Consider the following 26,991-nt stretch of genomic DNA (forward strand, 5'->3'; position numbering starts at 1 on the left):
TGATGTTAGGAAGGCGTTAAGTCTGGATTCTACAGATAAACTGATTCGGGTTTAGATGGGAGGAGAAGTATGACTGAACTCACAGTAACCGCAAAGAGCAATTCCAACAACCTACTGCGGCGAGATGTACGGTTTCTGGGGAACATTCTCGGGGAGGTTCTTGTCCATCAAGGGGGCAATGAGCTGTTAGATATCGTGGAGAAAATACGTGAGACGAGTAAATCGTTACGATCGGTCTTCTTGCCTGAATTGTTTGCTGATTTCAAGAACATGATCAGCACGCTGGAGCCGGATATCCGCCACCAGGTGATTCGGGCCTTCGCTATATACTTTCAGCTTGTCAACATTGCGGAGCAGAACCACCGTATTCGCCGGAAACGGGATTATGAACGTTCAGCGGGCGAAAGCGTGCAACCAGGCTCAATTGAAAGTGCTGTGCAGGACCTGAAGGAACGCAACATTCCTTATGAAGAGGTTCAAGAAATTCTCGAAGGGCTGTCTCTGGAGTTGGTAATGACAGCTCACCCGACCGAAGCGATGCGTCGAGCGATTCTGGATATCCACAAACGGATTGCAGAAGATGTGATGCTGCTCGACAATCCGACACTCACATTCCGTGAAAGAGAACAGCTTCGGGAAAAACTGCTGAATGAAGTGATCACGCTATGGCAAACCGACGAGCTGCGCGACCGCAAGCCGACGGTTTTGGATGAAGTACGAAACGGAATGTATTATTTTCACGAAACACTGTTTCACGTTTTGCCAGAGGTTTATCAAGAACTGGAGCGCTGTTTGAACAAATACTACCCAGGGCACCGTTGGCATGTTCCTACGTACCTGCGTTTTGGCTCCTGGATCGGAGGGGACCGCGACGGCAACCCTTCGGTTACGGCTGACGTTACGTGGAAGACGCTTGAAATGCAGCGTAAGCTGGCCATCCGGGAGTATCAGCGCATTCTGGTAGAGCTGATGAAGTATCTCAGCTTCAGCTCTTCGATGGTCTCCGTATCTGACGAACTGCTTCAATCGATCGAGAAGGATCGCAGTCAGGTGACCCTGAAGAAGATGGAAATCTGGCACAACGAGAAAGAGCCGTATCGGATTAAACTTACTTATATGCTGGCCAAAATGATGCATATTCTCGACGAGAATATGACCGGCACCGAATGTTATCAGAGTCCGGAAGAGTTTATCGAGGACCTGAAAGTCATCGACCGAAGCTTGCGCTTCCACTTTGCTGACTATGTCGCAGATACTTATATTCAAAAGCTGATTCGCCAGGTAGAGTTGTTTGGCTTCCATACCGCCACCCTGGACATCAGGCAGCATAGCCAGGAGCATGAGAATGCCATGGCCGAAATTTTGCAGAAAATGAACGTGGTGCAGGACTACGCCTCCCTTACCGAGGATGAGAAGGTAGAACTGCTGAATAACCTGCTGAATGATCCGCGTCCTTTGACAACGCCTTATCAGGAGTACAGCGACAGTACAGAGGAATGCCTTGAGGTATATCGGACGGTGTTCCGTGCACAGCAGGAATTTGGCCGCAACTGTATCTCGAGCTATCTCATCAGTATGTCCGAAGGAGCAAGCGATATTCTGGAGGTTATGGTATTTGCCAAGGAGGTTGGCCTCTTCCGTAAAGATCCGGACGGTCATGTCACCGCTACCCTGCAGGCAGCTCCGCTGTTTGAGACGATTGAGGATTTGCATGCTGCACCTGACATTATGCGCAGGCTGTTCAACCTTCCGATTTACCGGGAAGCTGTTCTGGCCATGGGGGATCTGCAGGAGATTATGCTTGGCTACTCCGACAGCAACAAGGACGGCGGAGCCGTCACAGCGAACTGGGAGCTGCAGGTGGCGCTCAAGGAAATTACCGCGGTTGCCAATGATTTTGGCATCAAGGTGAAATATTTCCACGGCCGCGGCGGATCGCTCGGTCGCGGAGGAATGCCGCTTAACCGCAGCATTATGGCGCAGCCGCCTTCAACGATTGCCGGTGGCATCAAGATTACGGAGCAAGGCGAAGTCATCTCTTCTCGTTATTCCCTGAAAGGGATTGCTTACCGCAGTCTGGAGCAGGCAACATCGGCCTTGATTACGGCTTCGGTGCAGGCCCGCTATCCGCAGGCTGAAACGAATGAGGAGTGGTTGCGAATCTCTGCTAGCATCTCGGAAGTGGCTCAGAAGAAATATCAGGACCTCATCTTCCGTGATCCGGATTTCCTGAGTTTCTTCAAAGAATCAACGCCACTGCCTGAGGTCGGCGAACTCAATATCGGTTCACGTCCTTCCAAGCGCAAGAACAGTGACCGTTTTGAGGACCTGCGTGCCATTCCTTGGGTGTTTGCATGGACGCAGAGCCGTTACCTCCTTCCTGCATGGTATGCGGCCGGTACAGGCCTGCAGAGCTTCTATCAGGGCAAGGAAGAGAATCTGAAGGTGCTTCAGCAGATGTATAAGAATTTTCCGTTCTTCACATCGCTGATCGACACGCTGCAGATGGCGATGGCCAAGGCGGATCTGATCATTGCCAAAGAATATTCGAACATGGTGAAAAACACGGACGCGCGTGAGCGCATCTTTGGACAAATTCAGGAAGAGTTTAACCTGACCAAAGATCTTGTCCTCAAAATTACGGGCCAACAGGAGATTCTAGATAATCAGCCTGTTCTGCAGGAATCCATTCGTCTGCGCAATCCGTACGTGGACCCGCTCAGTTACTTGCAGGTGCAGCTGCTGAATGAGCTTCGCACGCTCAGGGAACAGAGTCAGGACGATCCTGAACTGCTGCGAGAAGTATTGCTGACCATTAACGGAATCGCTGCAGGTCTTCGGAATACGGGCTAATCGCTTTCCTGCTTGATTAGGATCATGCAAGATGAAGTGAACCACTTCCGGTTAATTACAGGCGGGACTCCTCATATGTAGGGGTCTCGCTTTTTATTTATCATATCGTTGCGATGAAGGTTGATGTAGGATGTATCTCGATCACACAGGATGATGGATTTTGAAAATTTGTTGCATTTTAGAAACAGTTGAATTACCATTTTGAATGATGCTTGTTATACGTTACCCATCAGACCATTCTGGGGGAGTTATGGTGGACAATTTAGATGTTAGATTGGCAAAGCTCGCCCGGAAAGGGGATCAAAGAGCGTTTGCCGAGATCGTGGAGTTATATAAGGATAAAATATTTCATTTGGCTTATCGAATGCTGAGCAATCGGCATGAGGCCGAGGACGTGGTACAGGAGACTTTCCTGCGAGTCTACAAAAATCTCGACCGATACGACGATAATCAGAAGTTCTCGACGTGGATTTACCGGATTGGCACCAACCTTAGCATTGATAGGCTGCGCAAGCGCAAGCCTTCCTTTTCTTTGGACGCCGAGGTGAGTGACAACGAAGGGACCGACGGATACGCCTTTATACCTAGCGATAACCGCACGCCGGAGAGCGAGACGCTTCTGTCGGAGACCCAGCGGATTATTCACCAGGCGATTGATGGACTGCCTGCCAAGTATAAGACGATCATGATTCTGAGATACATACAGGACATGTCGTTGCAGGAGATCAGTGAGGTTATGGACTTGCCGGTGACAACGATCAAAACAAGAGTGCATCGTGGTCGGGAATTTTTACGTAAGAAACTGGAATACAAATTGTAAGTAATTAGAATTATTGGATAGAAAAAAGATGAAACATCCTCGATTCCGGCGCGTATGAACATTAAGCAAGTCTTATGCCCTTACGAGGGAGTAGACCCAGCAAAGAGATTTAATGAAAGGATTGGCTCATAATGGAATGCAAATTAGCCGTCTCTTTGATGCATGATTATCTGGATAATGACTTGTCCGAGCCGCAGCAGCTGGAATTGAAGAAACATTTGTTGGAATGTGCTGACTGTCGGAATTATTTTGAGAAGCTCCAGCAGACGGATATGCTGCTGTTTTCTTTAACACATCATGATACGAGGCCGTCCGATGATTTAACCGATCGGATTATGGCTATGATTCCAAAGCCGAAGACGCAGAAGCGATGGGTCAACTGGGTGAGGAATCATCCTGCAATTACAGCGGCCGCTTTGTTCCTGCTTGTCATGTTCTGCAGCACGCTTAGCCTGTGGAATCAAGGCAATCAGCTGGTTGTGAAGACCGATGAGCTGGAGAAGCTGGTGATCGAAGGTAAAACAGTGATTATACCCGAAGGTCAGACGATTACCGGCGACATTACGATCGAGAACGGAAAAACCAAAGTATACGGTCAGGTGGACGGCAATCTGACGGTTATCGATGGTGAGCTTTTCCAGGCATCGACGGCTCATATATCAGGTCAAGTTAAAGATATTGATAAGGCAATGGATTGGATATGGTACAAAATCACCAGTCTGTTCACGGATGTCGCTTACCGCTAACGAATCGTAAGATTCCTAATGATGAACGGCGCCTCTTTTCAATGAAAAGACGGCGCTTGTTTTGTTGTTTAATGGCAGGAATCGGCCGTTGACAGGGGCATTCGCTTGCATCGTGAGGTCTAACGTTATAACCTAGATAGTATAGAGTACATACTATATATATGTTTGCCAGCACGACTAAAGGAATGACGGGGGTTGCTGTATGGGGTATTTTGCGGATATGACGTGGAAAGAATCCATTAAAGATATCATCGATATACTTATCGTTACCTATATTATATATCAGTTGATTTTACTCGTTCGGGGTACCAGGGCAGTTCAGCTGTTGAAAGGTATCCTTGTACTGGTTGTAATCTGGGCTTTAAGTACATGGTTTGATTTGTACACGCTGAAATGGCTGATGAATCAAATCTTTACCTTTGGTGTGCTTGCGATCTTCATTATATTCCAGCCGGAGCTCAGACGAGGTCTGGAGCAGCTGGGAAGAGGAAAGATGTTCGGCCGGACGGCGGACATGGATGAGGAAACGAATAAATTAATCAGCGAAACGATTAAGGCTGTAAACTATTTATCCCGTCGAAAAATTGGCGCATTAATTGTGTTCGAGCGAAAGACGGGTTTGAATGAATATGTGGAGTCTGGAATCCAGATGCGTTCGATCATCAGCTCAGAGCTGCTGATCAATATTTTCATTCCGAATACGCCCCTTCATGATGGCGCGGTGATCATTCAGGGCGGACAGATTGCAGCAGCAGGCTGCTATCTGCCGCTGTCAGAGAACCCGTTCATCAGCAAGGAGCTGGGAACCCGCCACCGGGCGGCTATCGGGATTAGTGAGACCGGCGATGCGATATCGGTCGTAGTATCGGAGGAAACGGGACAAATCTCCCTTGCGCTTAACGGGCAGGTGGTGCGCGATATCAAGGAGGAATCGCTTATTTCCAAACTGTATGAGGAACTGAAGCCGGCAGCCTCGATTAAAGAAAAGCGTTCGTTTTTCTTCTGGAAACGGAAGGGGGAAGACCGCAATGGATAAATGGATCAATAACAACAACGTCAGCAAACTGATCGCGCTGGCAGTCAGTGTATTGTTATGGGCCATGGTTCATATGGATAACGGGACCCCCGCGCCGCCGACAACTTTCATTGATACGCGCCTCATTGAGGGTGTCCAGATTCAGACGTTCGGTTTTGATGACAGCCACTATGCGCTCACAGGCATCGACAAGGATCGTGTGGACCTTGAGGTGAGAGGGAAGCTGTCGCAAATCCGGCTGGTGAAGGACGAATACAAAGTCAGACTTGACCTCAGCGGGGTCAAAGAGCCGGGAACGCATACGTTGCCTCTCACGTACTCCGTCCCGAGCGGGGTAGAGCTGGTCTCGATGGAGCCGTCACAGGTGACGGTGACTGTCGAGAAGCGGGTCACGCGCTCGGTAACGGTAAGTATTGGCACGACAGGGGAGCCTGCGAAGGACTATCGGGCCGGAACGCCTATGCTCATAGAACCACGCCAGGTCACGGTCACCTTGCCTGAATCGGAGATGGAGCAGCTTGGTGAAGTGAAAGGATTCATCAACCTGGACGGGGCTGACGAGACGGTGACGGAGAAACGAATCCGACTAACGGCATATGATAAACTAGGCAACCCAATGGAAGACGCGGTCATTGAGCCATCCACCGTTGCGGCGGAAGTGTCGGTTGAACCAGCATTTGTATCGGTTCCGCTGGATGTGGATTACACTGGCCGGCTGCCGGACCATCTCGTATTGTCGAAAGTGGAGAGCAAGGTGAAAGAGGTTCGTCTCTTCGGCAATCAGGAGGCGCTGGCAGGAGCGGAGGACTACTTCCGGGTCACGATCGATTTGGGGAAAATCACCAATTCGGGAACAACAGTGCTTACGACTGACTTGACGCCGCCTGTAGGTTTTGAGAAAATCGAGCCGAGCTCTGTCGATGTGGAAGTGACCGTTGTCGCTCATGAAGAAAAAGTCATAGACGGCATTCCGATCGTATTAAACGGCGTACCGGCTGGCCTGGAGGCTGCCATTCGGGAGCCCAGGAGTCAATCGATATCGCTGGAGGTTGCCGGAGCTCCGGATATTTTAAGGGGACTCGGGCCTGCGGACATTCAGGCTGAAGCCGATTTATCCGGCATGAGCGCAGGGGTTCATGAGGTGCCCCTGCAAATTTCACTTCCAGATTTTGTTATGCGAACCGATCAGGAGCGGGTCACGGTTCAGGTCGAGCTCAAGGAGAAATCGACACCCGCGTCAACCAAGCCCGATCAACAGGGGGCCGAAGCGGATCAAACCGAGGCAGAGAAGCAGGACCCGCCGGCCGTGCCGGAAGGGCCGCCGCAGGCACCTCCGGCTGACAGCGGTGAAGGCAGCGGTTCAGATGAGGGAACCGTCCGGCCACCGGCAGAAGGCACTGAGGAGCCAGAGACGAAGCCTGGCGACGGCACGGGTGAAGGACAATAACTGAACAGATAACAAAGATATATAACCGTTAAGGGACAAAGGAGTATACAAATGGGGAAATATTTTGGTACAGACGGAGTTAGAGGCATTGCCAACAAGGAGCTTACCGCGGAGCTTGCATACAGCATCGGCCGCTGCGGCGGATATGTGCTGACTGGAAATAAGGAGAAACCGACGGTTGTGATCGGTATGGACACCCGGGTATCGGGTGCCATGCTGGAATCCGCACTGATCGCAGGCCTGCTGTCGATCGGTGCGCATGTGATCCGCCTCGGTGTTGTAACGACACCGGCGGTTGCTTATATTACAAGATTGCTGAAGGCGGACGCCGGAGTGATGATCTCAGCCTCGCATAATCCGGTGGAGGATAACGGCATTAAGTTTTTTGGCGGGGATGGCTTCAAGCTGTCCGATGAAACCGAGCTGAAGATCGAGGAACTGATGGATGCCGAGACCGATACGCTTCCTCGCCCAATTGGCGGCGAGCTGGGCGAGCTTCGGGTCGATAATGAATCGAAATTTAAATACCTTGATTATTTAAAAACGACGATTGCGAACCGTTTCGACGGGTTGAAAATCGTGCTGGATTGCGCCAATGGCGCAGCCTATGAACTGGCACCTAAATTGTTCCGTGAGCTGGGCGCCGAGGTCATTGCGATTGGTGCAGAGCCTAACGGGCTGAACATTAACGACAACTGCGGGTCGACTCATCCCGAGAAGCTCGTTGAAGCGGTGCTGGCACATGGTGCAGATGTTGGGCTTGCCTTTGACGGTGATGCAGACCGGCTGATTGCGATCGACCATAAGGGTGAAGAAGTCGATGGCGATTATATTCTGTGCATTTGCGGAGAGGCGATGAACCGGGCCGGCAAGCTGAAGGCCGGCACGATTGTCTCAACCGTCATGAGCAATATCGGCTTTTACAAGGCGTGTGACAGTCTGAAACTGAAAACCGCCAAGACCGCTGTAGGCGATCGTTATGTCATGGAAGAGATGCGTCGCGGCGGGTATAATCTGGGTGGCGAGCAGTCTGGCCATGTCATTTTCCTAGATTACAATACGACAGGGGACGGCATTCTGACAGGCATTCAGCTGGTGGATACCATCGTGGCATCCGGGAAGAAGCTTCATGAGCTGAAAGGAAGCATGCGCAAATATCCGCAGGTTCTCGTTAACGTGCGTGTCGGCGACAAGAGCAAGTATCAAGGCAATGCCGTGATCGAAGCGGCCATTTCGGAAGTCGAGCAGAAGCTTGGCGATAATGGCCGGGTACTCGTGCGGCCGTCTGGGACCGAGTCTTTGATTCGGGTGATGGCAGAAGGACCGGATAAGGACGAACTGGACCGCTATGTGACCCAGATCGCTGATGTTGTGAAGCGGGAGCTTGCCTGATTCCTGAGTCGTGTTTTTTCAGGGAGCGGGTGTTGGAACACAGGGTCGGTGGAGCTACAGCTGCTTGCTTCATCGGCTCTGCGTTCGGGTATAGATAGGAAGGATCTGAGGAGGCAAACCGCATAGCTGCTGGCGCCGTAGGCGTGTGGCAGGGGATTGCCCGACAGAACTAGTTAATCTCTGTTTGAAATCGTACGGCGAGTGGACTCGTGTCGGGATAAGTCGAACGCGAGTTGCCAAACGAGATCCATGTGAATATAATATAGAATGTCATTCAGGAATGGAAAGCGAGGGTAGTGAGGTAGATCACGAGTTATACAAGCGCCAGAGCTTGACGACCGCAGGTGCTTGGCATATCGTTTCTTGATCATCGGTTCAGGATGCGAAGACGGCCAGGGGGCGGATCAGCAAGCTGACGAGGTGGAGGTGTTCGGAATGTTCGGCGGGGACCTCCCGGTATTGCACCATAGCCGTAAGTCGGATACGGAAAATGAATGGGCGACCGTTCACACAATGTTCCGGCAGGGTGCCAATCAATCATAAAACCATGGGTGTACGAACCAGAGCATGCGTAAAGACGGTGAAAGAAGAGTGCATTCATGTATATTCAATAACTGACTGAGCCCGATGGGTTTGGATTGTACGTTGACAATTGAATAATTCATCATTCTTCTTTCGACATACCGCACTTGGCGTCATGTTCAGGGGATCCACACCTCATCATATACGGAAACCCGAACGGAGGAATTATACAATGTGTGGTATTGTTGGATATATTGGAACGCAGAAAACGCAATCGGTGTTGCTTGAAGGTCTGAAGAAGCTGGAGTATCGTGGTTATGACTCTGCCGGAATTGCAGTCTTTACGAGTGAAGGGCTTCGTATTGCCAAGGCGAAGGGACGTCTGGCGAACCTGGAGCAAAGACTGGAAGAGGCGCCGCTGGTCGGAACAGCTGGAATTGGTCATACGCGCTGGGCTACGCATGGCAAGCCATCGGACGTTAACTCTCACCCGCATACGGATGAAAGTCAGAAGTTTTCGGTCGTTCATAATGGCATTATTGAAAATTATCTGGAGCTCAAGGAAGAGTTGATTAGCCAGGGGCATGAGTTTGTGTCCGAGACGGATACTGAAGTGATCTCTCACCTGATCGCTAGAGAATACGATGGAGACATTGTAAAAGCGGTTCAGAAGGCGATTACCCATATGAGAGGGGCTTTTGCGCTTGGTGTGCTGACAGAGTACGAGCCGGACAGACTGGTGGCTGTTCGACAAGCGAGCCCGCTTATTATCGGTATTGGCGAAGGGGAGAACTTTATCGGTTCCGATATCCCGGCCATTCTGAAATATACGCGTAATGTCTACATTCTGAACGATGGCGAGATGGCCTTGCTGACAGCCGATGCTGTCGAACTGATGACGATCGAGGGGAATTTTATTTCTCGGGAAATGATCCGTGTCGATTGGGATGCCGTCACAGCGGAAAAAGGCGGTTTCGATCACTTCATGCTTAAGGAAATCCACGAACAGCCGAAGGCTTATCGGGATACGATGCTCGGACGCATTGATGCCAGCGGCAAAAAAGTAGTATTGCCGGAGCTGAAGCTGACGGAGGACCAGATCAAGAACATTCGCAACATCCAGATTGTCGCCTGTGGTACAGCGTACCATGCAGGGCTTGTAGGCCGCACGATCATCGAGCAGCTGGTTCGCATTCCGGTGGAGACGGATGTAGCTTCCGAGTATCGCTATCGTTCGCCGATCGTGAACAAGGATACGCTCGTCATCGTAGTCAGCCAATCCGGTGAGACAGCAGATACGCTGGCCGCTCTCCGTGAAGCTCAGGCTAACGGCGCACACGTGCTGGCCATCACCAACGTGGTGGGAAGCTCCATTGCCCGTGATGCAGACGACGTGATCGCGACGCTGGCGGGTCCTGAAATCGCGGTAGCCTCGACCAAAGCGTATACTTCCCAGCTCATTGCTTTCAACCTGCTGGGCTTGTATCTGGCTCAGGTGCGCGGCACCCAGACACCGGAGCAGATCGCACACACGATCGCAGCGATGCAGGCGCTGCCGGAGCAGGTCGAATCGATGCTGAAGCAGGCGGACGCCATCAAGAATTATGCCGAGCAGATCTCCAAGCATGAGCATCTGTTCTTCATCGGCCGGGGCCTGGATTATGCTGTCGCTCAGGAGGGCTCTCTGAAGCTGAAGGAGATTTCCTATATTCATTCCGAAGCATATGCTGCGGGTGAGCTGAAGCATGGTACCTTGGCGCTGATTGAGGACGGCATTCCGGTCATTGCCCTGGCGACACAGGAAAGTGTGCTGGAGAAGACCGTTAGCAACATCAAGGAAGTGAAGGCACGCGGTGCTGACGTACTGGCCATCACGTATGAAGAGCATGTTGCAAGCCTGCTGAAGTCTGTCGACCAAGCGTTTGCGATTCCGAAAACATTGCCGCTGCTCAGCCCGGCCTTGTCGGTTGTTGTACTGCAGCTGCTGGCTTACTACGCTTCCTTGGCGCTCGGCCACGACGTGGATAAACCACGGAATCTGGCGAAGAGCGTGACGGTGGAGTAAGTAGGGGTTACGGGGTACGAAGGGGTTTGTCTTCATTAACGACTCCTGCATAGATAAAGTTAAGGTTCTTAAATAAAAAATCCGAAGGTTTTTCCGGTACTTTTCCGGGAGGCCTTCGGTTTTTTTATTGTCAAAAACGGAAACAATCCTAGCGATCCGTACCAGTGCACTCACAAATTCAATGAGAAATATCCATACGATGAGAGGTACTAAAGGAATGTTATAATGCTTCATCCGTTTCAGCAGTTTCAGTATTTACTAAAATAATTAAAAAGGGTAACATGGACTTGTAAGCGATCGGAGTTTCATAAAGGGAGGGAATCTCTGTGAATAATGATTTGTTAGAAAAAGTAATGAGTAAGGACGGCTGTAATATCCATTATTGGATTTCAAATCAGGGGAAAGATTCATGGCTAATATGGTTACATGGTGCCGGTGCTGATCACAAGATGTTTAATGAACAAATACCCGTGGTTGATAAGGCGTTCAATCTTTTGCTTTGGGATGCGAGGGGGCACGGTTTATCCAGACCCATGGGTGATAAATTTAGCATAAAATTATTGATGGAAGATCTAATAGAGATCATGAAGATAGAAGGAATAGAGAAGGCGACGTTTGTAGGTCAATCGATGGGTGGCAATACAGCACAAGAGATGGCATTTTATCATCCCCACAAAGTAGAGAAACTTGTACTGATTGATTGTACCTGCAATACAATGAAATTGACCGCGATGGAGAGGTTTTATTTATATTTAACACCGCTTATAACTCGGATGTATCCATGGAGCAACTTGGTTCATGCAAGTGTGAAGGCCAGTGCGTTACAACCGCATGTACAGGATTATTTACAGCAGACATTTAATCTTATAGGAAAAAAGGATTTTGTTAAAATATTTTTAGCCACTGCAGCCTGTCTTCATTACGAAGAGGGATATACAATAAATAAGCCTATTTTGCTTGTTTATGGCGAACATGATCAAACAGGGAATATTAAAAAAATTGCCCCTTCCTGGGCATCTAGCGAACCCAATTGTAGGCTGGTTGAAATAGCCAATGCAAGTCATTGTGCGAATCAGGATAATCCTTCACAATTTAATACGAGCTTATGGGAATTTTTGAATGATCAATAGATAAGTGTAGACAGGGAGGCAGATTCAGTCATGGACGTTAAAGAACTGGAGTATGATGAAGAAAAACGAGCCTTTGTCGAAAAGCTGGGTGTTTATTATGAGGACCATGGGATTCCACGAATTGGTGGAAGAATTTTAGGGTTATTATTAGTTTCGAATCAGCCTGTATCTGCGGAGCAAATGGCTAATCTTTTAAAGGTAAGCAGAGGGAGTGTATCGACTAACGTGAGACTCCTCGTCTCTATGGGGCTGTTAGAGAAAGTATCCGTTGTAGGTGATCGAACAGACTATTATTCCGTCAGTGAATCCATATGGGATAATGCCATAAAAACGAGGATTGACGGTTTTAAAAACTTGCGAAAGATTGTAGAACAAGGTTTAAAGGCAGTCGAAGGGCAATCTAATGCGAATAAGAATTTTGCTGAAATGCTCCTTTGGGTCGATGGTATGATCTCTAGTCATGAAAAGTTGCTGTTTGTGTGGAGGCAGGAAATCAAGGATTGAAGTAGGTAATAGGTTTACAATTAACCCCAATACCTTCGGGATTTTTGCTTTTTTATGCTTTAGTCCGTAACCCTTTATCATTTCTGTGCGTTTAGTTATATAGGTAACATGGAGAGCTGGTGCCCAGGAGTTACGTGGCGTTAATGTCCCGATAGTCCAGTCTGGGCTTACACCCTGGTAATGGAGGCATAAACCAATGAAAAAAACGATGGTAGCTTTAGGACTGTTACTCATAGGAGCTCTTACATTTGGTGTAATATCATCCTCTGCAATAGACCCACTTGCATCGGATCTGAGCCGTATCAAAAGTAATACAGACCGTAATGAAAAGGTGGAGAAGAAGGTACTGGTCCAAGTCGGCCCCAAAGAAATTACCAATACGGATGTATTAAACTACAAGGAGCTCAATAGTATTTCCCAATCAGTATCAAACGTTACCGACTCTGACATTCTTAAACATATGATTAAAGAAGAGTTATTCTTACAATTAGCCGAACAAGAAGGTGTATCCGCAACGTTAGAGGAAGGCAGACAAGAAGCAAACAAAATGAGGGACTTATTAAGTGAACAGCCCAAAGAAGTACAGGATACACACAAAATGTTAATTGAAGCATCGGGAGTCACCGAGGAAGAGCATTGGGAGAAAATTGCCCCAGGCCAGTATCAGAAGATCTTATCGAGTCAAAATTTAGCTGAAAAGATATGGAATGAACATGCTTCTGCTCAAAAGGAACCAGCCGATCCCGCTACAGTTCTTCAAGAATTTAAAGACCAACTGTTACAATCTTCAATTTCCAACGGTACCGTTAAATTTATTGACAAAAGCATCAGCCTTTAACGATGTAGAAGAATAAGAGTTTATACGGCGATTTGTTTCCGGAGTCTATCGGGAATCAATCGCCTATTTTGTTTTCAGGTTGTGCTGATCCACAATCCCTTTCCGGGTGCTTAGCGCCATGATCCCTTTTAATCAGGGAACTCAGAAACATGCTTTGACCCGTCCCTTGTTCCTCTTCCTCTAATCGCTCGCTAATCGCTCGTGAACCGCCCGCGCATGGACCGCGAAATCGCCTGCTCATGTCGCACTCTCTTTCCGCTGGCTTTGCCTCCTGAACGAAAGGGATAATCATGCAAGGAGGACAGGGGCCCTTCGATACGAACTTGCACTTATCAGACGATATATGCATACTGTTCGGCCGACTGAACGGATATGCTCCCCTTACAATTGACAGTGAAATAATTAAGCCTGGTGCTTTATGAGGAGTTTTATTTTCATTATCATCAACAAAAATGGTTGCACATCGCCTTTCACCGTGTATATAATGTGTATATAGTATATATACATTATATAAGATCGAAAAGAAGGATATTCTAACATCATGAAAGTGAAAGGTGAGGGGAGAGCGAGCCAATGTCAGGAACAGAACAATCCGTTCAAGCCAGTCAAGTGAAGAAATGGCTGAGCATCATCGCTGTATTTATCGTTTTTCAACTGATCTTTTTTGCCGTGGATGGTACATTCCTGGAGCCAAGGATCAATGATAGCAACAATTGGTTTGCCCAGTTGGGGCGGTGGATTCTGGACTCAAAACTGTTCACAGAATGGATTACGCCTTATAGCTATCCGTTTTTTAATATGTTCATGACCGTGCAAGTGATATCGATACTGGTTGTGGCTGTGCAGGACATAAAATCCGCTTGGATTTCCAAAACTTAAAGAAGAGGGATGGGCATGCAAATTGTTATATCGAACAGTTCCAAGGAGCCGATCTATGAGCAGATTACGAATCAGATGAAGGCGCTCATTCTGGGAGGCGAATTGCAGGAAGGGACAGCCTTGCCCTCCATACGCCAGCTCGCGAAAGACTTGCAGATCAGTGTGATCACAACCAAACGGGCCTATGAGGAATTGGAGAAGGCAGGCTTCATCTACTCCATTGTCGGAAAGGGTTCCTTTGTCGCTGAACAGAACCTGGAGGTGATCCGGGAGAAGAAGCTGAAGGTTATTGAGGAGCAGCTGAGCGCGGTGATCACGAACAGCAGGGAGATCGGCTTGTCTCTGGATGAGCTGCAGCAATTATTGAAGCTTTTATATGAGGAGTGAGACGGGATGGAGCATGTTATTGAATTGATCAATGTAAGCAAAACGTTTAAAGGATTTTCCGTTCATAATATGAATCTCGAAGTGAAGCAAGGGTATGTGACGGGATTTATCGGAGCCAATGGCGCCGGCAAATCGACCACGATCAAAATGATCATGAACCTGCTCAGGCCTGATGCTGGAGAGATCCGGATATTCGGTCTGGACTACAAGACGCATGAGAAGGCGATCAAGGAGCGCATCGGGTTTGTATATGATGGCAATGTATTTTTTGAAGGGCTGAACTTGAAAGATATCAAGCGGATCGTGGGCCCTGCGTACAAGCGCTGGGACGATACGCTCTTCAAACGCTATGTGGAACAATTCGAATTGCCGCTGGGCAAAGCGATCAAGACCTTCTCCAAAGGGATGCAAATGAAGGCGTCGCTTGCGATCGCGTTGTCCCATCATGCGGAGCTGATCATTATGGATGAGCCGACAGCAGGGCTTGACCCCATTTTTCGCCGGGAACTGCTCGACTTGTTGCAAGAATTAATGCTGGATGGCAACCGAACGATCTTCTTTTCGACGCATATTACAACAGATCTGGATCGGATTGCGGATTACATCGCTTTGATCCAGAAGGGGAAGCTTGTCTTCAATCAAACGATTCACGACGTTGCTGAGAACTATGCGCTCGTGAAAGGAACAACGGATCTGCTGGACAAGGATACGGAGCGGGCGTTTGTTCACATACATCGTGCGCCGACAGGCTTTGTGGCATTAACAGATAACGTCAAGGAAGTGGAGCATATTTTCGGGGGAGCGGTTGTGACGGAACGGGCGTCTTTGGAGGACATTATGTACTATATGAAAGGAAGAGAAAGCTATGTTTAATTTGATTCGGCGCGATGTGATTTTGCAGAAGAGGCATCTTTTAATCTTCTTACCTTTTATTATCTTTTTTATCCTTATGAGCAAGGACCCCTTCTTCATTTTTCTCGTTGCCAGCGTCTTCATTCCCTTTAATACGTATGCCTATGATGAAAGGGCAGAGACGAATATCCTGCTGAATTCCTTGCCTTACACCCGCACGGAAATTATCGCAGCGCGTTATCTGGGTGCGATTGTGTATATGCTGCTTTCCATCGTTCTGACCAGCTTGGCATTATTCATATTCAACAAACCGTTTACACTGACGGATATCGCGATTGGCGCAGGGCTGTTTATCGTGTTTGCGGCCTTTACCTTCCCGCTGTTCTATATCTTTAAACCGGGGCATATTACATCGGCGGTTCTTATTGGTTTTATCGTTCTGGTAGGGGTGGGCCCTTATGTTGCCAACCTTATCGCCGAGCATGTAACGGCGGTCACTGATTTTCTCCTTAGCTTGTCTATGCCGGCTTTATATACGGGAGCGACGATCGTGATCATCGGCATTTATGCCGTATCTTGGGCCATTACGACGACGATTTACCAGCGAAAAGCATTCTAAGAACGATGCTGTTTTTCCTTAATCTTAATATTGAGATTTTTAAGACTTTAAGGTATGATAGAAGTAGCAGTTGGAATGGACTATATTTTGGACGAGTTGGTAAGTAATATAGAAAAGGGAGGAAAGTACAATGGCAAATGAGAAATTGAACGTAGGCATTATTCTAGGGAGCACAAGACAAGGACGGGTAAGTCCGCAAGTAGGCGAGTGGGTTAAGGGGATTGCAGATCAGCGTGGCGACGCCAACTATGAGATTGTGGATATTGCAGACTACAATTTGCCGCTGCTTGGCACGACAGACGGATCCGAGCCGGGTATCGCAGCTTGGAATGAAAAGCTGAACAGCCTGGACGGTTTTGTGTTCATCGTGCAAGAATACAACCACAGCATTACCGGAGCCTTGAAAAATGCGCTTGACTTAGCTCGTGAACCTTGGAATAACAAGGCAGCAGGCATTGTCAGCTATGGTTCGACCGGAGGCGCACGCGCCGCTGAGCATTTGCGCGGTATTCTCGGCGAATTGATGATTGCAGATGTACGGGTTCATCCGACATTGTCATTGTTCACGGACTTTGAGAATTTCGCAACCTTTAAACCGGCTGAATTGCATCTGGACAATGTCAATGCCATGCTCGACCAAGTGGTTGCTTGGAGCGGGGCGCTAAAGACGCTGCGAGTTTAAAGTATCGTTCAAATAAAGGCATAGATAACGCGAATATCAGATACGGCTTACAGGGCCGTGTCTGATTTTTTTTTAAATAGATAGAAAAGGAAGGCCCCCATGATAAATCCTAAAGGTGCCTTCCCACATCGTGTACAATTCAGTTTAGGACTTCAAATCTTCGATGGAATTTACGTCTTCCATATAGGCCGGAACAGCCAATCCGGATTTCACATTTACCATGTTAGCTCCAAGATCGTCGAGCTGGTCGGCATATCGCTCCCAATAATCCGCATGTGTCACCGGCAGCCAGGCAGCTACCATGGCGTCTACGTCACCGTTGGCAACACCAATCCACATCGGTCCGATCTCCACCTGCAAGGCCTCCGCCTTGTAACCGAGCTTCTCTTCAAGCACATAGCGGACAACGCTGGTGCTCGCAAGCTCGGAATCCCACATGACAAAACTGAGGGTGAACGGATCGCCGTTTACGGGCTCCAAGCCTTCGATCCATTCCTGAACTTTAGCCTCGTTCTCCTCCACCCATTTGGAAGCAGCGGATTCCGCATCCATTCCGTTCTGGATATCAATCATCACTTCACCCATATCGTCGGCCGTCCAGTGAAAGCGGTCCAGAAATTCATAGGCCACCGGATGATCATCTTTCAGCCCAAGACGGGCAATCGTGTGAATCTCTTCAGGCTCTCCGTAAGTCAGTTTGGGATCATCGAGATATTTCAGATCATAGGTGTTAAACATCCAGTGCGGGGACCAGGCTACAAAAACAATCGGCTGTTTATTGTTATAAGCTGCATCGAGCTGGGCGGTCATGCCCGCTGCCGAACTTTCCGTCAAGGTCCAATTCGACAAATCATAATCTTCCATGGCTTGGGCTGTCAGCCTCATAAGGCCTGAGCCTGGATCCGTACCCGTAATCGTATATTTAACCTGCTCTCCGGCGGTCACTTGTTCCGCACCCGAGGCAGAATTGGAAGAACAGGCTCCTAATATGAGTACCATAGCTAAACTAAGAAACATCATCCATTTCGGTGTATTCTTCATCATGCGTTTCCCCCATCTGTAATCGTCGTTTCTATGCCGGCGTTACATTCTGCAGAAGTAGACAACGTTTGACGAATTGCGACAGTCGCTTGTCGTAACAACACCGTCATGATAACAAACAATGAAATTTTTCACAAATGAAAACGGCTGTTTATTAAGAATATACAGAAAAAACTGTATAAACCGAACGTGAGTATAATGCCGATTACGCTTGGATGCTCGCTATTTCTCAAAAATCACCGCCGTATATATTTCGTATAAAAAAATATTATTTTTTTTGTGGATGAGTAGGATTTCAGGGGAAACGCACCGAGTTAGCAACAGGAATATTCATGCTCGTTTCATTCGTAAGCCAATAAAAATCACCCCACTCAAGACAATGTCTGAATGAGGTGATTCATTGGCTTTGCTTCCTCGGCGGTCGAAACTGCCGGCTTCCTGTCACTTCGACCCTACAGAATCGGCGACAGCAATCGGGAAATCGACTCCTTGGTCCGAATCCAGCGCGACCGCTTCTCATAATCCTCCAGCGTGAGCAGCCGCGATACCCGCATATCCTGATGGAATGTCTCGGTCAGAGACCTTGAGATGAAATCGTCGTACAGGAAGGCGTTGACCTCGAAGTTCAGCTTGAAGCTGCGAACATCGATGTTGGCCGTTCCGACAGAGGCGATCTCTTCATCGACAATGATCGTTTTGGCATGGATGAAGCCATTGTTGTACAGGTACACGCTCGCTCCCGTCTTCAGCATCTCCCCGATATAGGAGAGGGTGGCCCAGTACACAAAGAGATGATCCGGCTTGTCCGGAATCATGATGTGTACCTTCACGCCGGAGAGCGAAGCGATCCGAAGCGCATCGAGCAGGCTGGCGTCCGGGATAAAGTAAGGTGTCTGAATGTAAATGGATTTTTTGGCCGCCGAGATCATTTTGATATACCCGTTTTTGATATGCTCATACTCCGAGTCGGGACCGCTCGTCACGATCTGGATGCCCACATTGCCGGGCGAATTGATCTTGGGAAACAAGTTCGGCTCATAGGAGATGTCATGATGATGGGACGCCTGATTCCAGTCCAGAATGAACCGGACCTGCATCGCATATACCGCTTGTCCCTGGATTCTCAGGTGGGTATCCCGCCAGTAGCCGAATTTGGAGTTGAGTCCGAGATACTCGTCTCCGACGTTGAAGCCTCCGACATACCCGATATCGCCGTCGATGATGACCAGCTTGCGGTGATTCCGATAGTTCAGACGCAGATTGACAAAGCGCAGTTTGGACGGAAAGAACGCCTCGGCCTCTCCGCCAGCTTCCCGGAACTTTTTGAAAAAGCCTTTGGTCAGCTTTCTGGAGCCCAGCTCGTCGTACAGCACGCGGACTTTCACGCCTTCCTTGGCCTTGCGGGTCAGGGCGGCGATTAGTTGCTTGCCCAGCTGGTCTCTGCGAATGATGTAATATTGGAGATGAATATACTCTTTGGCTTCCTCAATGTCCTGGAACAACCGATCGAATTTCTCTTTACCGTCGGTGAAAATCTCCACATGGTTATCATCGGTCAGGATCGCCTGATTCTCGTTGATGTGCATATGGATCAAATCGCTGTTGCAGGCCGCAACCCGGTTGCGGAACGAAAACTGCCCGCTGTTAATGTCGCTCATCTGGGCAAGCAGCACCTTCTCAATACCGGTCTTCTGGAGATCATCCCAGTGGAACAGGCGGATATGCCGCAAATTCTGAGCAAACAGCAGGTACAGCACGAATCCGAGTACCGGAATGAAGAATAGAACGAGCAGCCAGGCCCATGTCGAGCCGACATCCCGCCTCTCCTGAAACACAACGATCACGGCCAATGCGATATTAAGGACGAAGATGAAGCTAATGATGATGGACGTAACATCCATGAAAAAAGTTCCCCCTACCTTTCAGCCTTGTCCGGATAACGCTTCATATTATACTGGAGCTGTTACAAGAAGTATATATCCGGCACCCAAATGGGCCGTGAGATTGAGCGTCAATTGAGGCGGCAAGAAGGATGTGTATCCCGCTTCTTCGCTGCCGTTTGAAAAGCCGGTCTTCTGCATGATACGATAATTGAAACATAAGGAGATGGGGAGTCGCTATTGCTGAAGATGAACAAGTTTTTCAAGTTCTGTTTTGCCGTTATTCTCATTCTGATTATCATTTACCTTTGCTCGTTAGTCAGCTTCATATTCAACCCTCTATTATCCTTTATTTCGGTGATCATCGTTCCGCTGATGCTGAGCGGTTTTTTCTATTATCTGCTGAGACCGCTGGTGGCTCTAATGGAGAGGAAGAAGATGAACCGGACGCTGGCGATTCTGCTGCTTTACGTTGTGTTTGGGGGGATCCTGGTCGGCTTTCTCATCGGGGTCTGGCCCTCTCTTAAAGCGCAGATCATTGCCCTGGTGGACAATGCGCCGGCGATTTTCGCGGCCTTGAACAAGAAGATGCTGGAGCTGGAGCAAAGCGGCTTCCTGGAAGGTGTGTTTCCGGAAGGCTTCAATCCGTTAACGACGCTGACAGAATATTTGAACCGAGGCTTTACGTTCCTGACGGAATATGTCGTGAATTTGGTGGGAATTATATCGGAATTTGCGATCATTATGTTCATCTTCCCGATCCTGCTGTACTACATGCTGAAGGAGGGCGGCAAATTCGGCGAGCTGATCGTCCGCTTTCTGCCGAACCGTTTCAAGGAAGTCGGCACGTCGGTGCTTGGTGAAATCGACAGTGCGCTCAAAGGCTTCATCGTAGGTAGGGTGATTGTCAATTTTGCACTGGGAATCTTGATGTATGTGGGCTTCATCATTATTGGGCTTCCGTATGCGCTGCTGCTGACGGTCGTTGCGGTCATTGCGAACTTCATCCCGTTTATCGGGGCCATCGTGTCCTCAATCCCGATCATTATCATTGGTTTGATCCAGTCGCCATCCACCGCGATCTGGTCGCTTGTCATAATTTTGGCGGCTCAGCAGATCCAAGACAATCTGATCGGCCCGTATATTTTTGGCAAGCAGCTGGACATTCATCCAATCACCATCATTGTGCTTGTCCTGGTCGGACAGGACCTGGCTGGCATTATCGGAGTCTTGCTGGTCGTTCCGGTTTACATGATTCTCAAAATTCTGATCAGCCGGATTTACGAGCTGTTCTTCAAGGAGAGATGGGAGCAGTTATAGGGGGGATGAACACCCCGTAAATGAATTCTTTAAATTTGCGGAATGCCTTGTGTGATGCGGTTTTCAGCCGATCCTTCACCGCTTAAAGGGCTGGATCGGTTTGACATTTCCTAGCATTCCCTGTATTATGAACACACGCTTAGTTTCCGGTTGCTTAAGTCCGGAAAGCGGGGGAACCAGTTTTTTTAGGGGCGAGTCACTTGATTGTCAAGTGTAGGGTACCATCTTACCCGAGTCCGTCAGCTAACCTCGTCAGCAGTGGATGGGTCTTATTACATAATTGAGATTGATACCAAGGCCCTTAATTCTATGGAACAGGGGCCTTTTCTCTTTTCATTGACCCCATGCTGGCGGAGCTATGTTCGGATCCCCCTGCAAGAGGTCTTTTTTCGTTGGTTAAGAAGAGGAGGTGGCAATCAACCGGGCGTAGAGTAAGCGCCAAGCAAGTCCATATGCATATCCACAGGCGGTACAAGTGACGTGGAGTATAAGGAAAAGTCGATTATTAACGCTGGATAATGGGAGCGTTGAAACGGATTTTGACCCTATGAAAACCTAGTTGAAATATGAGTTTACTAGGTTTATTTATTCATGCCTAAAACAGGCATTCACAGATTTCAAGAAAGGTTGTGGGAAGGTTTGAAATTGCAAAAAGTGGCTCTGTTGTTGCTTAGTTTGGTGCTGGTTAGCGTGCTTGCAGCATGCGGGGATCAAGGCAGCACGCTGGAGAAGGCGATCGAGAGAGGGTATGTTACGGTCGGCTTCGCGAACGAGAAGCCTTACGCCTATCAGACGGCCGATGGCGAGCTGACAGGGGAGGCGGTCGAGATCGCCCGCGTCATTCTCGAGCGGCTTGGCGTTGGGGAAATGCGGGGGGAGCTTACCGAATTCGGCTCGCTGATCGCCGGGCTGCAGGCGAACCGCTTTGACATGATCACGGCCGGGATGTTCATCACGCCCGACCGCTGCTCGGCTGTCCTGTTCGCTGATCCGGAGTACAGCATCGGCGAAGCGCTGGCCGTGAAGCAGGGGAACCCGCTGAACCTTGGCAGCTACGAGGATATCGCTGCGAACGAGGAAGCGAGGGTTGCCGTCATGACCGGTGCTGTGGAGATCGGCTACATGGAGAAATCGGGGATTCCATCCGAGCGCATCATCCAGGTTCCGGACCAGGCGTCCGCGATCAGCGCACTGCAGGCCGACCGGGTTCAAGCGATTACGATGACGGGTCCATCGCTGCAGGCGATGCTGGATTCGGCTAGTGATGATCAGATTGAGCGAGTGGCGGATTTCGAGCAGCCGGTCATCGACGGGGAGAGCGTACGCGGATACGGTGCCACGGCATTCCGTCAGGCCGACACGGAATTCCAACAGGCTTACAATGCGGAGCTGCAGAAGATGAAGGAGTCTGGCGAGCTGCTGGAGATTTTGCAGGAATTCGGATTTACCGAGGATGAGCTTCCTGGCGATATGACGGCAGTCGCAGCGTGCGGGGAATAAGATGCCATCGTCTTGGATTGAATTTTTGCCTACCCTGCTGAAGGGCGCGGAGATCACCGTCATCGTGGCGCTGCTATCCGCGGTGCTAGCCATTGTCGCAGCCTTTATTGCCGGTCTGGGGCGCCTGTCCAAACTGTGGATCGTGCGGACGGTGATGGCGGTGTACGTGGAAGTATTCCGGGGAACGTCGCTGCTGGTGCAGCTGTTCTGGCTGTACTTTGCATTGCCGTTTATCGGGATCGAGCTGCCGAAGATGGCAGCGGCCGTGCTGGCGATCGGACTCAACTTCGGCGCTTACGGCTCCGAGATTGTCCGCAGTGCGATTCTTGCGGTGCCGAAGGGACAGTGGGAGGCGGCGGTGGCGCTCAATATGAAGCCGTGGCAGCGAATGTGGAACATCATACTTCCCCAAGCCTCCCTGCGCATGCTGCCGCCATTTGGCAATCAGCTGGTGGAGCTGATCAAGTCGACGTCGCTGGTGTATTTCATCACGATGGCAGATCTTACGTACCAGGCGATGGTGCTCCGCAACAACTACATCTCCTGGACGACGGAAATATTGGTTTTGCTGCTGCTGATGTATTTTGTCATAGCAACACTGGTCTCCGTGGGTGTGAAGCTGCTTGAGCGGAAATTGACAGCGGGGAGGCTATAGAGATGTGGGATTGGAATTATGTGCTTGATGTGCTTCCGCAGCTGTTAAGCGCGCTGAAAATGACCGTGTGGATCACACTGTGCTCATTTGTCGTATCGCTGATCGTCGGTTTGCTGCTGGCGCTTGCGGCAAGAAGCCGATTCAAGCCGCTGGCTTATGTCACCAAAGGCATTATTGAATTTATTCGAAATACGCCGCTGCTCGTTCAGGTGTTCTTCTTGTATTACAGCCTGCCGCTATTGATGGGCGTTTCCATCCCGGCCTTCTATGCCGGGGTCATCGGTCTGGGTCTTCATTACAGCACGTATCTGTCCGAGGTGTACCGCTCAGGCATTGAGGCTGTGCCGAAAGGGCAATGGGAAGCGGCAACGGCACTGAACTATACGAAGGGGCAGACCTGGCGGATCGTGGTTCTGCCGCAGGCGATCCCGCCGATCATCCCGGTGCTCGGAAATTATCTGATTGTGATGTTCAAGGAGACGCCGATTCTGTCTGCGATTACGCTGGTGGAGATGATGCTGACGGCCAAAAATGTGGTGTCCCAGTCGTTCCGGGCATTCGAGCCGTATACGCTGGTCGGGATTCTGTTCCTGGCGATCAGCTACATCGCTTCCCTGCTGGTGCAGCGGCTGGAGAAACGCATGAATCTGTTAAGAGGAAAGTAGGAGGGGATACGGATGTCGACAACCGTCATTGAGAGTGGAGAAGAAGCATCCAGGGAAAATGCATCCCTGCGGGATAAGCCGGGCACAGGCAATACGCCGATTGTCAGATATCAGGGCGTGACCAAATCGTTCGGGGATGTGCAGGTGCTCAAAGGCATTGATCTGGAGATGATGCCAGGGGAGAAGGTGGCGGTCATCGGCCCAAGCGGCTCCGGCAAAACGACGATGGGGCGCATGCTCATGACGCTGGAGGAGCCGACGGAGGGCACAATTGAGCTGGATGGCGAGCTGCTGTGGCATATGCGGGTCAAGGACCGGCTCGTGCGCGCCGACGAGAAGCATCTGCACCGGATGCGAGGCCATGTTGGCATGGTGTTTCAGCATTTCAATCTGTTTCCGCACATGAATGTGCTGCGCAACGTAACCGAAGCGCCGCGCAAAGTGCTGGGCCTGTCCAAGGAGGAGGCCGAGGAGAGAGCCGTGTCCATGCTCGGGAAGGTGGGGCTGGCCGACAAGCTGAAGATGTACCCGTCCCATCTGTCCGGCGGACAGAAGCAGCGGGTGGCCATCGCCCGCGCCCTTGTCATGAAGCCGAAGGTGATGGTGTTTGACGAGGTGACCTCGGCGCTCGACCCCGAGCTGGTGGGCGAGGTGCTGGAGGTGATTCGGGAGATTGCCGAGGAAGGCGAGATGGCCATGATGCTGATTACGCATGAGATGGACTTTGCGAAGGAGATCGCTGACCGGGTGATTTTCGGCGCGGATGGAAGAATCGTGGAACAGGGGACGCCGGAGGAGATCTTCGAGAACCCGCAGAGCGAGCGGCTGCAGAGCTTCTTGCAGCGTTTCCGCGCACAAGGAATTTGATCTGCCGAGAGGAGCGAACACGAGGATGAGTATCGAGACAAAGCAAGCGATCAAATACCGCAAGCCGTCGGCGGAAGACGGCTCGCGTATATGGAAGCTTGTGCAGGACACCGGGTCGCTGGACCTGAATTCACCTTATTGCTATATACTGCTGGGACATTATTTTAACGACACCTGCCTGGTAGCGGAGGACAGGGGCCGCATGATCGGCTTCATCTCCGGCTTTCGGCCGCCCCGGAATCCGGAGACGCTGTTTGTGTGGCAGATCGCGGTCGCCCGGTCGCACCGGCGGCGAGGCATCGCGAAGGCGATGCTGACCGAGCTGCTGGCTCAGGATGGCTGCCGCGGCGTCCGGTTTATCGAGACGACGGTATCGCCTAGCAACATCGCCTCCCGGCGGCTGTTTCTCGGCTTCGCCGAGGAGAAATCCATCCCGAGCACCGTAACGGTGGGATATGGGGCGGATATGTTTCCTGAGGAGACTCCCCATGATGATGAGCCTTTGTTTGTGATCGGCCCGTTTTTTAATGACATTTAAAAACGAATATATGGAGGGAATTATGAACAACCAAGTAATGGAAAAGCCGAAGCTGGACGTATTTGACCAACTGGAATCAGAAGTCAGAAGTTACTGCAGGAGCTTTAAGACGGTTTTTCATAAAGCCCGAAATGCCAAGCTGTGGGATACGCGCGGCAATGAGTACATCGACTTTTTTGCCGGGGCGGGCGCGCTCAATTATGGCCATAACAATGCGAAAATCCGCAAGAAGCTGGTCGATTATTTGCTGGAGGACGGCGTGACCCACAGTCTCGACATGGCCACCGAAGCGAAGGAGACATTCCTGACCCGCTTTCGGGAGGTGATCCTGAAGCCGCGCGGCTGGGATCACAAGGTCATGTTCCCCGGTCCGACCGGGACCAACGCGGTGGAAGCGGCGCTGAAAATTGCGCGCAAGGCGACGGGGCGCACCTCGATCCTCTGCTTCACGAATGCCTTTCATGGCATGTCGCTCGGATCCTTGTCTGTGACGGGCAATGCCTTTAAACGCAAGGGCGCGGGCGTGGAGCTCAGCCACTCTGTATTTATGCCGTATGATGGTTACTTTGGCGATAACGTGGATACGATGGCATATATAGAGAAGCTGCTGGATGACCCGGGCAGCGGGGTGCCGCTGCCGGCGGCTGTCATCGTCGAAGCCGTTCAAGGCGAAGGCGGGTTGAACGCGGCCAGCCGCAAATGGCTGCGCCGGCTGGAGCGGCTGTGCCGAAGCAAGGGCATGCTGCTGATCCTGGATGATATCCAGATGGGCTGCGGCCGCACCGGATCGTTCTTCAGCTTCGATGATGCGGGGATTGAACCGGACATTATCTGTTTGTCTAAATCGATCGGAGGCTACGGGCTGCCGATGGCGCTGACGCTGCTGAAGCCGGGGATCGACATCTGGGAGCCGGGTGAGCATAACGGCACTTTCCGCGGCAACAACCTCGGATTCATCGCGGCCACCGAAGCGCTCGCTTATTGGGAGAACGATCAGTTCCGCCGGGATATTCACAGCCGTGAGCGGCGGATGCGGCTCACGCTGGAGCGGGTCAGCGAAAAGTACGGCTCCATGTGCGGCGAGGTTCGCGGCCGCGGCATGATCCAAGGGATCGCCTTCAGGAAGCCGGAGCTTGCGGGCCGGCTGTCCGAACTGGCTTTTGAGTCGGGCCTCATTCTGGAAACGTCAGGCCCCCGCGGCGAGGTTGCCAAATTGATGCCGCCGCTCACCATCGAGATGAACACACTAGAGCAGGGATTGGTGATATTCGAGAACAGTGTTGATAAACTGGCGGCAGAGGAGGTCAAATCATGATTGTAAAACATCTGGAAGACATCGTCCATACGAAGGACGACATCGATACCGAGACTTGGAACTCGCGCAGATTGCTGCTGGAGAAGGACGGGATGGGCTTCTCCCTGCATGATACGCTGATTAAGGCGGGAACGGAGACGCTGATCTGGTATCAGAACCATGTTGAGGCCGTGTACTGTATCGAAGGCGAGGGAGAGATTGAGATCGTCGGTGGTGAGACGTATCATATTCGCCCGGGAATGATGTACGCCCTGGACGGCCATGAGAAGCACTACCTGCGCGCCCGCTCGCAAATGCGAATGGTGTGCGTGTTCAATCCGCCGCTGACCGGGGCGGAGGTCCATGACGAGCATGGAACCTATCCGCTGCTGGCCAAATCCAAGTCATAAGCCTCTTAAACTGAAATTGAATATGCGAGTGTGAAAGTGCGCCATTGCC

25 protein-coding genes and 1 riboswitch are annotated in these 26,991 nt (G+C 50.4%); of the genes, 23 read left to right on the forward strand and 2 right to left on the reverse strand.

Annotation, left to right across the window (positions count from 1 at the left end; genetic code table 11):
- The first annotated feature begins 69 nt into the window (after window positions 1–69).
- From ppc to MKX64_RS13195, 15 genes are all read left to right on the forward strand, one after another.
- Window positions 70–2,853, forward strand: a complete 2,784-nt coding sequence (gene ppc / locus MKX64_RS13125; RefSeq protein WP_095267913.1) for a phosphoenolpyruvate carboxylase — start codon at window positions 70–72, stop codon at window positions 2,851–2,853.
- Between the two features lie 250 nt (window positions 2,854–3,103).
- On the forward strand, window positions 3,104–3,673 hold the full coding sequence (gene sigW / locus MKX64_RS13130) for an RNA polymerase sigma factor SigW (RefSeq protein ID WP_095267914.1): 570 nt from the start codon (window positions 3,104–3,106) through the stop codon (window positions 3,671–3,673).
- 131 nt (window positions 3,674–3,804) lie between these two features.
- Window positions 3,805–4,419 (forward strand): zf-HC2 domain-containing protein, encoded by a 615-nt coding sequence (locus MKX64_RS13135; protein WP_095267915.1) that lies wholly within the window; start codon window positions 3,805–3,807, stop codon window positions 4,417–4,419.
- A 202-nt stretch (window positions 4,420–4,621) separates the two neighbouring features.
- Entirely contained in the window at window positions 4,622–5,455 is an 834-nt protein-coding gene (gene cdaA / locus MKX64_RS13140) for a diadenylate cyclase CdaA (protein WP_341036067.1), read from the forward strand.
- Window positions 5,448–6,902 (forward strand): CdaR family protein, encoded by a 1,455-nt coding sequence (locus MKX64_RS13145; RefSeq protein ID WP_341036068.1) that lies wholly within the window; start codon window positions 5,448–5,450, stop codon window positions 6,900–6,902. The genes cdaA and MKX64_RS13145 overlap by 8 nt, the downstream gene beginning before the upstream one ends.
- Window positions 6,903–6,953: 51 nt before the next feature.
- Window positions 6,954–8,294 (forward strand): phosphoglucosamine mutase, encoded by a 1,341-nt coding sequence (glmM, locus tag MKX64_RS13150; RefSeq protein WP_341036069.1) that lies wholly within the window; start codon window positions 6,954–6,956, stop codon window positions 8,292–8,294.
- A gap of 754 nt (window positions 8,295–9,048) precedes the next feature.
- Window positions 9,049–10,881, forward strand: a complete 1,833-nt coding sequence (gene glmS, locus MKX64_RS13155) for a glutamine--fructose-6-phosphate transaminase (isomerizing) (RefSeq protein WP_095267920.1) — start codon at window positions 9,049–9,051, stop codon at window positions 10,879–10,881.
- 326 nt (window positions 10,882–11,207) lie between these two features.
- Window positions 11,208–12,011, forward strand: a complete 804-nt coding sequence (locus MKX64_RS13160; RefSeq protein WP_095398659.1) for an alpha/beta fold hydrolase — start codon at window positions 11,208–11,210, stop codon at window positions 12,009–12,011.
- Window positions 12,012–12,041: 30 nt separating this feature from the next.
- A complete protein-coding gene (locus tag MKX64_RS13165; RefSeq protein ID WP_095398660.1) occupies window positions 12,042–12,515 on the forward strand; it encodes a GbsR/MarR family transcriptional regulator in 474 nt (157 codons plus the stop codon).
- Between the two features lie 196 nt (window positions 12,516–12,711).
- On the forward strand, window positions 12,712–13,353 hold the full coding sequence (locus MKX64_RS13170) for a hypothetical protein (RefSeq protein WP_095398661.1): 642 nt from the start codon (window positions 12,712–12,714) through the stop codon (window positions 13,351–13,353).
- 573 nt (window positions 13,354–13,926) lie between these two features.
- On the forward strand, window positions 13,927–14,232 hold the full coding sequence (locus MKX64_RS13175; protein WP_095267924.1) for a YfzA family protein: 306 nt from the start codon (window positions 13,927–13,929) through the stop codon (window positions 14,230–14,232).
- Between the two features lie 15 nt (window positions 14,233–14,247).
- Complete coding sequence (locus MKX64_RS13180; RefSeq protein ID WP_095267925.1) at window positions 14,248–14,619, forward strand: GntR family transcriptional regulator; 372 nt, start codon at window positions 14,248–14,250, stop codon at window positions 14,617–14,619.
- A gap of 6 nt (window positions 14,620–14,625) precedes the next feature.
- Window positions 14,626–15,492: an ABC transporter ATP-binding protein gene (locus MKX64_RS13185; RefSeq protein WP_095398662.1), complete on the forward strand. Its 867-nt coding sequence runs from the start codon at window positions 14,626–14,628 to the stop codon at window positions 15,490–15,492.
- On the forward strand, window positions 15,485–16,090 hold the full coding sequence (locus MKX64_RS13190) for an ABC-2 transporter permease (RefSeq protein ID WP_095267927.1): 606 nt from the start codon (window positions 15,485–15,487) through the stop codon (window positions 16,088–16,090). The genes MKX64_RS13185 and MKX64_RS13190 overlap by 8 nt, the downstream gene beginning before the upstream one ends.
- Before the next feature lie 130 nt (window positions 16,091–16,220).
- Window positions 16,221–16,772, forward strand: coding sequence for an NADPH-dependent FMN reductase (locus MKX64_RS13195; RefSeq protein WP_095267928.1), 552 nt, complete (start codon window positions 16,221–16,223; stop codon window positions 16,770–16,772).
- Between the two features lie 144 nt (window positions 16,773–16,916).
- Here the strand turns inward: MKX64_RS13195 and MKX64_RS13200 are convergent, their stop codons facing one another.
- Together MKX64_RS13200 and cls are read right to left on the reverse strand one after the other, a co-directional pair.
- Window positions 16,917–17,813: a glycine betaine ABC transporter substrate-binding protein gene (locus MKX64_RS13200; RefSeq protein WP_155618268.1), complete on the reverse strand. Its 897-nt coding sequence runs from the start codon at window positions 17,811–17,813 to the stop codon at window positions 16,917–16,919.
- Between the two features lie 452 nt (window positions 17,814–18,265).
- The gene (gene cls, locus MKX64_RS13205; RefSeq protein ID WP_095267929.1) at window positions 18,266–19,714 is read right to left on the reverse strand and encodes a cardiolipin synthase; all 1,449 of its coding nucleotides are present in this window, start codon (window positions 19,712–19,714) and stop codon (window positions 18,266–18,268) included.
- 219 nt (window positions 19,715–19,933) lie between these two features.
- Here cls and MKX64_RS13210 point away from each other — a divergent pair, with 219 nt between their 5' ends.
- The 8 genes from MKX64_RS13210 (at window position 19,934) to MKX64_RS13245 (ending at window position 26,942) form a co-directional block, all read left to right on the forward strand.
- Window positions 19,934–21,013, forward strand: coding sequence for an AI-2E family transporter (locus MKX64_RS13210; protein ID WP_155618261.1), 1,080 nt, complete (start codon window positions 19,934–19,936; stop codon window positions 21,011–21,013).
- A gap of 126 nt (window positions 21,014–21,139) precedes the next feature.
- Window positions 21,140–21,286, forward strand: a riboswitch (cyclic di-AMP (ydaO/yuaA leader).
- Between the two features lie 372 nt (window positions 21,287–21,658).
- Window positions 21,659–22,513 carry an ectoine/hydroxyectoine ABC transporter substrate-binding protein EhuB gene (ehuB, locus tag MKX64_RS13215; RefSeq protein WP_230875734.1) on the forward strand — a complete coding sequence of 285 codons (855 nt, stop codon included), beginning with the start codon at window positions 21,659–21,661 and terminating at the stop codon, window positions 22,511–22,513.
- 1 nt (window position 22,514) lies between these two features.
- Window positions 22,515–23,168: an ectoine/hydroxyectoine ABC transporter permease subunit EhuC gene (gene ehuC / locus MKX64_RS13220; protein WP_155618260.1), complete on the forward strand. Its 654-nt coding sequence runs from the start codon at window positions 22,515–22,517 to the stop codon at window positions 23,166–23,168.
- Between the two features lie 2 nt (window positions 23,169–23,170).
- Window positions 23,171–23,833 carry an ectoine/hydroxyectoine ABC transporter permease subunit EhuD gene (gene ehuD, locus MKX64_RS13225; protein ID WP_095398665.1) on the forward strand — a complete coding sequence of 221 codons (663 nt, stop codon included), beginning with the start codon at window positions 23,171–23,173 and terminating at the stop codon, window positions 23,831–23,833.
- 12 nt (window positions 23,834–23,845) lie between these two features.
- The gene (gene ehuA, locus MKX64_RS13230) at window positions 23,846–24,700 is read left to right on the forward strand and encodes an ectoine/hydroxyectoine ABC transporter ATP-binding protein EhuA (RefSeq protein WP_095267934.1); all 855 of its coding nucleotides are present in this window, start codon (window positions 23,846–23,848) and stop codon (window positions 24,698–24,700) included.
- A 25-nt stretch (window positions 24,701–24,725) separates the two neighbouring features.
- Window positions 24,726–25,238, forward strand: coding sequence for a diaminobutyrate acetyltransferase (ectA, locus tag MKX64_RS13235; RefSeq protein WP_341036076.1), 513 nt, complete (start codon window positions 24,726–24,728; stop codon window positions 25,236–25,238).
- A gap of 22 nt (window positions 25,239–25,260) precedes the next feature.
- Window positions 25,261–26,553: a diaminobutyrate--2-oxoglutarate transaminase gene (gene ectB, locus MKX64_RS13240; RefSeq protein WP_095267936.1), complete on the forward strand. Its 1,293-nt coding sequence runs from the start codon at window positions 25,261–25,263 to the stop codon at window positions 26,551–26,553.
- Window positions 26,550–26,942: an ectoine synthase gene (locus MKX64_RS13245; protein WP_095267937.1), complete on the forward strand. Its 393-nt coding sequence runs from the start codon at window positions 26,550–26,552 to the stop codon at window positions 26,940–26,942. The genes ectB and MKX64_RS13245 overlap by 4 nt, the downstream gene beginning before the upstream one ends.
- Window positions 26,943–26,991: the final 49 nt, after the last annotated feature.

The sequence above is a fragment of the Paenibacillus sp. FSL M8-0334 genome (assembly GCF_038000405.1).
Classification (GTDB): Bacteria; Bacillota; Bacilli; order Paenibacillales; family Paenibacillaceae; genus Paenibacillus_AQ; species Paenibacillus_AQ campinasensis.